General features: G+C 71.8%; 11 protein-coding genes. 9 read left to right on the top strand and 2 right to left on the bottom strand.

What is annotated here, in order from left to right; translation table 11 throughout:
* The first annotated feature begins 2 nt into the window (after positions 1-2).
* The 5 genes from IEZ12_RS01870 (at position 3) to IEZ12_RS01850 (ending at position 3,417) form a co-directional block, all read left to right on the top strand.
* A complete protein-coding gene (locus tag IEZ12_RS01870; protein ID WP_373295426.1) occupies positions 3-932 on the top strand; it encodes an aldo/keto reductase in 930 nt (309 codons plus the stop codon).
* Between the two features lie 98 nt (positions 933-1,030).
* The gene (locus tag IEZ12_RS01865) at positions 1,031-1,384 is read left to right on the top strand and encodes a cytidine deaminase-like protein (RefSeq protein ID WP_189270425.1); all 354 of its coding nucleotides are present in this window, start codon (positions 1,031-1,033) and stop codon (positions 1,382-1,384) included.
* A 95-nt stretch (positions 1,385-1,479) separates the two neighbouring features.
* A complete protein-coding gene (locus IEZ12_RS01860) occupies positions 1,480-1,641 on the top strand; it encodes a hypothetical protein (RefSeq protein WP_157815492.1) in 162 nt (53 codons plus the stop codon).
* A gap of 47 nt (positions 1,642-1,688) precedes the next feature.
* Entirely contained in the window at positions 1,689-2,621 is a 933-nt protein-coding gene (gene era / locus IEZ12_RS01855; RefSeq protein ID WP_369880022.1) for a GTPase Era, read from the top strand.
* A gap of 82 nt (positions 2,622-2,703) precedes the next feature.
* A complete protein-coding gene (locus IEZ12_RS01850; RefSeq protein ID WP_189270424.1) occupies positions 2,704-3,417 on the top strand; it encodes an alpha/beta fold hydrolase in 714 nt (237 codons plus the stop codon).
* A gap of 36 nt (positions 3,418-3,453) precedes the next feature.
* Here the strand turns inward: IEZ12_RS01850 and IEZ12_RS01845 are convergent, their stop codons facing one another.
* On the bottom strand, positions 3,454-3,720 hold the full coding sequence (locus IEZ12_RS01845; RefSeq protein WP_043913909.1) for a protealysin inhibitor emfourin: 267 nt from the start codon (positions 3,718-3,720) through the stop codon (positions 3,454-3,456).
* A 377-nt stretch (positions 3,721-4,097) separates the two neighbouring features.
* Between IEZ12_RS01845 and leuA the strand changes: the two genes are divergently transcribed.
* The 4 genes from leuA to IEZ12_RS01825 all read left to right on the top strand — a co-directional run bounded on the left by leuA (position 4,098) and on the right by IEZ12_RS01825 (position 8,719).
* Positions 4,098-5,882 (top strand): 2-isopropylmalate synthase, encoded by a 1,785-nt coding sequence (gene leuA, locus IEZ12_RS01840; protein ID WP_043913907.1) that lies wholly within the window; start codon positions 4,098-4,100, stop codon positions 5,880-5,882.
* Between the two features lie 469 nt (positions 5,883-6,351).
* Positions 6,352-6,897, top strand: a complete 546-nt coding sequence (locus tag IEZ12_RS01835; protein WP_308430978.1) for a TerB family tellurite resistance protein — start codon at positions 6,352-6,354, stop codon at positions 6,895-6,897.
* Positions 6,898-7,133: 236 nt separating this feature from the next.
* Positions 7,134-7,880, top strand: a complete 747-nt coding sequence (gene recO, locus IEZ12_RS01830) for a DNA repair protein RecO (RefSeq protein ID WP_043913904.1) — start codon at positions 7,134-7,136, stop codon at positions 7,878-7,880.
* A gap of 2 nt (positions 7,881-7,882) precedes the next feature.
* Entirely contained in the window at positions 7,883-8,719 is an 837-nt protein-coding gene (locus IEZ12_RS01825; RefSeq protein ID WP_189270422.1) for an isoprenyl transferase, read from the top strand.
* Between the two features lie 140 nt (positions 8,720-8,859).
* Here the strand turns inward: IEZ12_RS01825 and IEZ12_RS01820 are convergent, their stop codons facing one another.
* The gene (locus tag IEZ12_RS01820) at positions 8,860-9,282 is read right to left on the bottom strand and encodes a Fur family transcriptional regulator (RefSeq protein ID WP_043913902.1); all 423 of its coding nucleotides are present in this window, start codon (positions 9,280-9,282) and stop codon (positions 8,860-8,862) included.
* Positions 9,283-9,297 lie beyond the last annotated feature (15 nt).

Here is a 9,297-nt window from a genome sequence, read left to right as displayed (position 1 = left end):
TGGTGCTCTCGCCCGGTGTGTACGGCGAGATCGACGAGCAGCGCGGACAGGCCGCCCTGCACGCCGCCGTCGACGCCGGCGCCCGGATGATCGACACCGCGGACGGCTACGGCCGCGGGCACAACGAGCAGCTGATCGGCCGCGCCCTGGCGGGCCGGCGCGACGAGGTGGTGCTGGCCACCAAGTTCGGCCTCTGCATCCCGGAGGGCGCCGAGGCGCACCGCTTCCCGGTGCACTTCGCGTTCGAGGAGCTGGCGGTGAACTGCGAGCCCAAGTACGTGCGCGGCTACGCGGAGCAGTCGCTGCGCAACCTCGGCACCGACGTGATCGACCTGTACTACCCGCACTTCCCGGACCCGCAGGTGCCGTTCGAGGACACCGTCGGCGCGGTCGCCGAACTCGTCGCGGCCGGGCTGGTGCGGCACCTCGGGCTCTCCAACGTGACGGCCGCGCAGCTGCGCGCCGCGCACGCGGTGCACCCGGTGGCGGCGGTGCAGGTGCAGTGGTCGATGTGGCAGCCGATCGACCCGGAGCTGCTGGCCGCCACCCGCGAACTGGGCGTCGGCGTGGTGGCCTGGAGCCCGCTCGGCGGCGGCTTCCTGACCGGCTCCGTGCAGCAGGTCGCCGAGGGTGACTTCCGGCAGAACATCGCCCGGTTCTCCGCCGAGAACCTGGCGGCGAACAACGACCGGTACGCCCCGGTGCGCGCGATCGCCGCCGAACTGGGCGTCACTCCCGGCCAGTTGGCGCTGGCCTGGCTGCTGCGGCAGGACGACCACGTGGTGCCGATCCCCGGCAGCCGGACCCCGGCGCACATCGTGGAGAACCAGGCGGCCGCGGAGCTGGTCCTGGACGACGCCGCGCTGGCCCGGATCGACGCGGCGCTGGCGGAGTTCGTGCCGGCCGGCGAGGGTGCGCTGCTCAAGGACTGAGCCGCCGGCGAGGGGCGCTGTTCAAGGGGTGAGCCGGTGAATGGCCGAGGGTCGGGACACCCTGGCTGGCGCGCCGGTGGGGCACCTATGCTCGGGCCATGACCGAGATTTCCGAGCTGGACCCCGAGGACAAGAAGATCATCACGCTGGCTCGCTCGGCCCGCGCCCGCAACGGCGTGGCCGAGGGCGCCGCGGTCCGCGACGAGACCGGCCGCACCTACGTGGCCGGGACGGTCGCGCTGGAGTCGCTGCAGCTCAGCGCGGTGCAGACGGCGGTGGCGATGGCCGTGGCCAGCGGGGCGAAGGGCCTGGAGGCGGCCGCCGTGGTCTCGGCCGCGGACGAGCCCGCGGCAGCCGACCTGGCGGCCGTGCGGGACTTGGGCGGGGCCGGAACCCCGCTGCTGCTGGCCGGACCCGACGGGACGCTGAAGGTCGCCGCCGAGGCGCGCTGAGGCCCGGCCGGGCGCGGCGTTCGCGGCCCTGGACAACCCCCCGGCCGATGCGATAATCGCATCGGCCGGGGGGTTTCCCGGTGGGGGGAGGGGTCATGGGGATCGCCGCGTTCTTCTGCGGACTGCTGCTGTGCGTCATGGGCTTCGGCCGCTGGCACGAGACCGGATCCCCGTGGTGGCTGGCCGGCACCCTGGTGCTGCTCGCCCTGGTCCTGGTCGGCGGCATCGTGGGCGGCGGGAAGAAGAAGGCCGGCTGAACCCCCGATGGCCGGGTCGCCCCGGCGGATCGGGGACAATGGGTGCCATGAATGCCCCTTCCTCCCCGTACCGCTCCGGGTTCGCGTGCTTCGTCGGCCGTCCCAACGCGGGCAAGTCGACCCTGACCAACGCCCTGGTCGGGACGAAGGTCGCGATCACCTCCGACCGCCCGCAGACCACCCGGCACACCGTGCGCGGCATCGTGCACCGCCCCGACGCCCAGCTCGTGCTGGTCGACACTCCCGGCCTGCACAAGCCCCGCACGCTGCTCGGCGAGCGCCTCAACGACCTGGTCCGCAGCACCTGGGCGGAGGTCGACGTGATCGGCTTCTGCGTGCCCGCCGACCAGAAGCTCGGCCCCGGCGACAAGTTCATCGCCAAGGAACTCGCCGAGATCAAGAAGTCCACCCCGAAGGTGGCGCTGGTCACCAAGACCGACCTGGTCGACTCCAAGCGGCTCGCCGAGCAGCTGATCGCCGTCCAGCAGCTGGGCGCCGAGCTCGGCATCGAGTGGGCCGAGATCATCCCCGTCTCCGCCGTCGGCGACAAGCAGGTGGACCTGGTCGCGGACCTGCTGACCAAGCTGCTGCCCGAAGGCATGCCGCTGTACCCGGACGGCGACCTCACCGACGAGCCCGAGCAGATCATGGTCGCCGAGCTGATCCGGGAGGCCGCGCTGGAGGGCGTGCGCGACGAGCTGCCGCACTCGCTGGCCGTGGTGGTCGAGGAGATGATCCCGCGCGAGGGCCGGCCCGCCGACCGTCCGCTGCTGGACATCCACGCCAACGTGTACATCGAGCGGCAGAGCCAGAAGGCCATCGTGATCGGCGCCAAGGGCTCCCGGCTCAAGCACGTCGGCACCACCGCCCGCAAGCAGATCGAGGCGCTGCTCGGCACCCCGGTCTACCTGGACCTGCACGTCAAGGTCGCCAAGGACTGGCAGCGCGACCCCAAGCAGCTGCGTAAGCTCGGCTTCTGACGGGACACCGGGCCGCCGAGCGGGGCCGACCGGGCGGACCGAGCCGGGCAGGGCCGAACAGGCGGACAGGGGAGGGCCGGTCGTGAAACTGCACACCCACGAGTGGGGCGGGGGCGACCGGACCGCCCTGCTGATCCACGGCATCCAGTCCGACCACCGGACCTGGCGGGTGATCGGCCCCGCCCTCGCCGAACGCGGCTACCGGGTGATCGGCGTGGACCTGCGCGGCCACGGCGCCTCGCCGCGCGGCGAGGGCGCCACCCCCGCCGACCGGTACGGGCCCGAGCAGTTCGCCGAGGACCTCGCCGACACCCTGCCCGCCGGGGCCGCGCTGGCCATCGGCCACTCGATGGGCGCGCTCGCGCTGTGGCGGGCCGTGGACCGGCTCAAGCCGGAACGCGCCGTCTACAGCGACCCCGCGTTCGTCTACGACCGCCCCGGGCTCGGGCCGGAGCCGTTCGTCGGCTTCAAGCGCTTCGGGACCCGGCAGTTCATCACCACCATGCACCCCGGCTGGGCCGAGGAGGACGTGGACGCCGAACTCGCCGGCCTCGCCGTCTGGGACAGCGACACCGCCGTCGGCCTGTGGGGGCACCCCGAACTGTCCGTGCTGCCGGGCGCTCCCGCCGTCCCCTCGCTGGTCCAGCTCGCCGACCCCAGCGTGCTGGTGACGCCCGAGGAGGCCGCGGAGCTGCGCCGCCGCGGCTTCGAGGTGCGCACCGTCGCGGGCGCCGGCCACTGCATCCACCGGGACGACCCGGCCGGGTTCCTGGCCTCGCTGGACGGCTGGCTGTGAGCCGCCCCGGGCCGCGGGGCGTCGGGGTGGCGGTCGTCAGGCGCCTTCGCGGAGGATCAGGCTGACCAACTCGCGCTGGGAGTCGGTCAGTTCGGGGTCCGCGCAGTGGACGGTGCGGCCGTCGACGGTGATCTCGTAGTGGAAGCCGTCGGGCACGCCGTACGCGGGCGCGCGCAGCCCGCCGGCCATCGCCTCGCGCGCCAGCGCGTGCACGTGCGGGGCGTCCGGGCGCTCCTCGGTGTCCATCTCGGCATACCGGAGCAGGCCGGCGAACCCGCCGGTGCGGGTGACCTGGATACGCATGGATGTCAGTGTGCAGCGCGGCGAACGGGTTTGCCGAGGCTTTTCACCAACTTGCCGCACCGGTCGGGCAGCTGTTCCGGATCCGTTGTCCCGGGCAGGTCCGGCAGCCGGACGCCGTCTCACTGGGTGGGATCGTGGCGGTGGTCACTGCGGCCGGGTCGCCGCCCGGGTTACAGTGACGACATCATGCGTATCCGGCTGCTTCTTCTTAGCTGCCGCGGCGAGGGCCTGTAGTCCAGTGAAGGCCGGCCCCCTCGTCGCGGGGAGCCGTGTTGCGCTCAGCACCAGCTGTCGCGGCGCATCGAGTCGGCCGAGTCGGGTGTCCTGATCCCCCGACCGCAGACCGCCTTCGACAAGGGAAGCCGAGAGCCCCAGCCATGACCGAACAGTCCTCCGTCGCCCGAGCGTTCGTCGACCGTCCCACCCCGATCACCGCCGCGAGCGTGCAGCAGAAGCCCTCGGGGATGCCGTTCCGGCGGTACGTACCCTTCGGCACCGTGGACCTGCCGGACCGCACCTGGCCGAGCAAGGTGATCACCCAGGCCCCGCGCTGGCTGTCCACCGACCTGCGGGACGGCAACCAGGCCCTGATCGACCCGATGTCGCCGGCCCGCAAGCGCAAGATGTTCGACCTGCTGGTGAAGCTGGGCTACAAGGAGATCGAGGTCGGCTTCCCGTCCTCCGGCGCCACCGACTTCAACTTCGTCCGCTCGCTGATCGAAGAGGACGCGATCCCCGAGGACGTCACCATCTCGGTGCTGACCCAGGCCCGCGAGGACCTGATCGAGCGCACCGTGGAGTCGCTGAAGGGCGCCCCGCGGGCCACCGTCCACCTGTACAACGCCACCTCGCCGATGTTCCGCCGGGTGGTGTTCAAGGCGAGCAAGGACGAGATCAAGGCCATCGCGACCGACGGCACCCGGCTGGTGATGGAGTACGCCGAGAAGATCCTGGGCGACGAGACCGTCTTCGGCTACGAGTACTCGCCGGAGATCTTCATCGACACCGAGCTGGACTACGCGCTGGAGGTCTGCGAGGCGGTGATGGACGTCTGGCAGCCCGGCGAGGGCCGCGAGATCATCCTGAACCTGCCGACCACCGTCGAGCGGTCCACCCCGAACGTCTACGCCGACAAGATCGAGTGGATGTCGCGCAACCTGTCGCGCCGCGAGTTCGTCTGCGTGTCCGCGCACCCGCACAACGACCGCGGCACCGGCGTCGCCTCCGCCGAGCTGGCCGTGATGGCCGGCGCCGACCGGGTCGAGGGCTGCCTGTTCGGCCAGGGCGAGCGCACCGGCAACCTGGACCTGGTCAACGTCGGGATGAACCTGTTCTCGCAGGGCGTCGACCCGATGATCGACTTCTCCGACATCGACGAGATCCGCCGCACCGCCGAGTACTGCAATCAGATGCCAGTGCCCGAGCGCCACCCCTACGCCGGCGACCTGGTCTTCACCTCCTTCTCCGGTTCGCACCAGGACGCCATCAAGAAGGGCTTCGACGCCCTGGAGGCCGACGCCGCCGCAGCCGGCGTCCCGGTCGGCGAGTACACCTGGGGCGTGCCCTACCTGCCGATCGACCCGAAGGACGTCGGCCGCAGCTACGAAGCGGTCATCCGGGTCAACTCGCAGTCCGGCAAGGGCGGCATCGCCTACGTGCTGAAGAACGACCACAAGCTGGACCTGCCGCGCCGGATGCAGATCGAGTTCTCGAAGATCATCCAGGCCAAGACCGACGCCGAGGGCGGCGAGGTCACCCCCGGCGACATCTGGGCGGTCTTCCAGGACGAGTACCTGCCCACCCCCGCCAACCCGTGGGGCCGGATCTCGCTGAGCGGCTCCCGCAGCCTGACCACCGAGGACGGCCGCGACGCGCTGTCCACCGAGGCGGTCGTCGACGGCACCCCCGTCACCCTGACCGGCACCGGCAACGGACCGGTCTCCGCCTTCGTGCACGCGCTGGCCTCGATCGGCATCGACGTCCGCGTCCTGGACTACGCCGAGCACGCGCTGAGCGAGGGCGGCGACGCGCAGGCCGCCGCGTACGTCGAGTGCGCCGTGGGCGACAAGGTGCTGTGGGGCGTGGGCATCGACGGCAACACCGTGCTGGCCTCGCTGAAGGCTCTGGTCAGCGCCGTCAACCGGGCCGCACAGCGCGACTGACCCGCCGTCGGTCGGGCCGCACAGCGCGACTGACCCGCCGTCGGTCGGGCCGCACAGCGCGACTGACCCGCCGTCGGTCGGGCGGCGCGCCGCGCGGCCCGACCTGTGGCCAACAGGCCGCGCAGAGTGGCTTGCTGACGTACCGTCAGGTAACGTCGGGGCCGCGCTCGGAGGGTGTGTCCCCGGTCACAAATTTTCCCCTCGGCACCCGTTCAGGGTGCTGACACGAGCCGGTAACCGTGGCAACATCGACGGACCGGAACCGAGGTCGGTGGGACGACCACGGCGTCCGGTCGCGTGACCTGCCCGTTGACGTGCAGGCCGCCTGCCATGTCTGGGGAGTGGCGCCGTGACAGGGTTGTGGGGTGTTCGCCCTCGCTGGCGGACGGATGTCCTCGGTGAATTCTTCTGCCCGGGCTGCGGCGGGGACCGCAACTACCGTCGGCAGCACGGCCGGCGGTGGCTGCGGTTGTTCGGCACCCCGGTCCTGCCGCTCGGCGGGGTGGTCCGCAGCGTCCAGTGCACCTCCTGCCGAGGCCGCCACAGCACCGAATCGCTGGAGCAGCTGACCTCCGGCCGGCTCGGCGCGATGCTCCGCGACGCCCAGTACACCATCGCCCTGGCCGCGCTCGCCGCCGGCGGCACCGGCAGCCGCAGCGGACGCGAAGTCGCCTGCGCCGTCATCAAGGAAGCCGGCTTCGACGACTGCGGCGAGGCCCAGGTGCTGGCCTCCCTCGCCGCACTCTCCGGGCACAGCGGCGGCGACCCCCTCGACGTGGACGTCGAAGGCGGCGGCCTGGCCGTCGAACTGCACGCCGCGCTCGAACCGCTCGCCCCGCACCTGATGCTCCAGGGCCGCGAACGCCTCCTCACCCTCGGCGCGCTGGTCGCCCTCGCCGACGGCCGCTACCTCCCGCAGGAGCGGGCCGCGCTCGCCGTGGTCGGCCGCTGCCTCGACCTCGGCACCGCGCAGGTCGACCGACTGCTGGAGGCCGCGACCCGCGCCCCGCGCTGACGGCTCCGCCCTGCGGTCCTCGGCTTTCCTTGTCGTCCTGTCCGTTTCGCTGTTCCGCTGTTCCCACTGAGCCGGGCCCGTACTCCCCCCTCCCGGGCCCGCCGTGTCCCGCACCGTACGGGTGAATGCCCTGCAGCCCCGGTGCGGGCTCACGGCTGCGCGCCGAGGGTTCCTGCCGTCCGCCGGTGTCGTCCGCGGCCGTGCTGTCGGTGGGGTACGGGACAATGGGAACCACCATGAGTCTCTTCCGCGACGACGGCATCGTGCTGCGCACCCAGAAGCTCGGCGAGGCCGACCGGATCATCACCTTCCTGACCCGCCAGCACGGCAAGGTGCGGGCGGTGGCGCGCGGCGTGCGCCGGACCAAGTCGAAGTTCGGCGCGCGTCTCGAACCGTTCTCGCACGTCGACATCCAGTTCTTCAGCCGGGGCAGCGAACTCGTCGGCCGCACCCTGCCGTTGTGCACCCAGGTGGAGACCCTCGCCCCCTACGGCGCCCGGATCGTCGACGACTACACCCGCTACACCGCCGGCACCGCGATGCTGGAGACCGCCGAACGCTTCGCCGAGAACGAGGGCCAACCCGCCGTCCAGCAGTACCTGCTGCTGGTCGGCGGCCTGCGCACGCTGGCCGACGGCACCCACCAGTCGCACCTGGTGCTGGACGCCTTCCTGCTGCGCTCGCTCGCCGTCAACGGCTACGGCGCGAGCTTCACCGACTGCGCGCGCTGCGGACTGCCCGGCCCCAACCGGTTCTTCTCCCTCCAGGCGGGCGGTGTGCTGTGCGGCGACTGCCGGGTACCCGGAAGTGCCGTACCCTCCCCTGAGACACTGGTACTGCTCGGCGCGCTGCTGTCCGGGGACTGGCGGACCGCCGACTCCTGCGAACCGCGGTACTGGCGCGAAGGCAGCGGGCTGGTGGCCGCCTACCTGCAGTGGCACTTGGAGCGGGGCATCCGCTCGATGAGATACGTGGAGAAGTGAACATGGTCGCGCGACGCCTGTTCGGCAGCAAGCAGCGGACGTACGAAGTCCCCGCCCCGCATCCGAGCGGCGCGAAGCCGCCGAAGATCCCCGGCGACCTGGTCCCGAACCACGTCGCGGTGGTCATGGACGGCAACGGCCGCTGGGCCAAGGAGCGCGGCCTGCCCCGCACCGAGGGCCACAAGGTCGGCGAGGGCGTCGTCCTCGACGTGCTGCGCGGCTGCCTCGAGGTCGGCGTCAAGAACCTCTCGCTGTACGCCTTCTCCACCGAGAACTGGAAGCGCTCACCGGAAGAAGTGAAGTTCCTGATGAACTTCAACCGGGACGTCATCCGCCGCCGCCGCGACGAGATGGACGCCATGGGCATCCGGATCCGCTGGGTCGGCCGGATGCCGAAGATGTGGAAGAGCGTCGTCCAGGAACTCCAGGTCGCCCAGGAGCAGACCAAGAACAACGACGCCATGACGCTGTACTTCTGCGTCAACTACGGCGGCCGGGCCGAGATCGCCGATGCCGCCCTGGCCATCGCCCGTGACGTGGCCGCCGGGAAGCTCAACCCGGAGAAGGTCAACGAGAAGCTGTTCGCGAAGTACCTCTACTACCCGGACATGCCGGACGTGGACCTCTTCCTGCGCCCCAGCGGCGAGCAGCGCACCTCCAACTTCCTGGCCTGGCAGTCCGCGTACGCCGAGCTCGTGTTCCAGGACGTGCTCTGGCCCGACTTCGACCGCCGTGACCTGTGGCGCGCCTGCGAGCAGTACGCCCGCCGCGACCGCCGCTTCGGCGGGGCGATGCCCAACGACTCGGCCGCCGGCGCCGAGGTGCCGCCGCAGCGCTGACGCGGGGCGGCGGTGGCGTGAAGGCGGGGCGGAGGCGGGTGTGATGCCCGCCATTCGCCCGTGGACGGCGAGGGCCCGGATCGGACTGTTCCGATCCGGGCCCTCGGTGCTGTGTCCTCGGTGCTGTGCGGGCAGTGGTGCTACTGCGGCGTCTGCTGCTTCGCGGCACACTCGCCGCAGGTGCCGAAGATCTCCAGGGTGTGCGCGATGTCGCTGAAGCCGTGCTCGGCGGCGACCGCGTTGGCCCAGCGCTCGACCGCCGGGCCCTCGACCTCGACGGTCGCCCCGCAGTGCCGGCACACCAGGTGGTGGTGGTGCCCGCTGCTGCAGCGACGGTAGACCGCCTCGCCCTCGGCGGTGCGCAGCACGTCCACCTCACCGGCCTCGGCGAGGGACTGGAGCGTCCGGTAGACGGTGGTCAGACCCACCGAGTCGCCCCGGTGCTTGAGCATGTCGTGCAGTTCCTGCGCGCTGCGGAAATCCTCGATCTCGTCCAGAACCGCCGAGACGGCGGTGCGCTGCCGAGTCGATCGCGCGCGCGGCGACGGGCCTGCGGTGGTCACCGGGGTCCTCCTGCT

This window comes from Kitasatospora griseola (assembly GCF_014648555.1).
GTDB lineage: Bacteria > Actinomycetota > Actinomycetes > Streptomycetales > Streptomycetaceae > Kitasatospora > Kitasatospora griseola.
The sequence above is the reverse complement of the archived record's forward strand: the minus strand, read 5'-3'. Positions and strand labels throughout refer to the sequence as shown.

Bases quoted from the DNA above. Each gene is read 5' to 3' on its own strand.
- IEZ12_RS01865 (WP_189270425.1), top strand. From the start codon at position 1,031: ATGACCGAGATTTCCGAGCTGGACCCCGAGGACAAGAAGATCATCACG.
- IEZ12_RS01825 (WP_189270422.1), top strand. From the start codon at position 7,883: ATGGTCGCGCGACGCCTGTTCGGCAGCAAGCAGCGGACGTACGAAGTC.
- recO (WP_043913904.1), top strand. From the start codon at position 7,134: ATGAGTCTCTTCCGCGACGACGGCATCGTGCTGCGCACCCAGAAGCTC.
- era (WP_369880022.1), top strand. From the start codon at position 1,689: ATGAATGCCCCTTCCTCCCCGTACCGCTCCGGGTTCGCGTGCTTCGTC.
- IEZ12_RS01845 (WP_043913909.1), bottom strand. From the start codon at position 3,720: ATGCGTATCCAGGTCACCCGCACCGGCGGGTTCGCCGGCCTGCTCCGG.
- IEZ12_RS01860 (WP_157815492.1), top strand. From the start codon at position 1,480: ATGGGGATCGCCGCGTTCTTCTGCGGACTGCTGCTGTGCGTCATGGGC.
- leuA (WP_043913907.1), top strand. From the start codon at position 4,098: ATGACCGAACAGTCCTCCGTCGCCCGAGCGTTCGTCGACCGTCCCACC.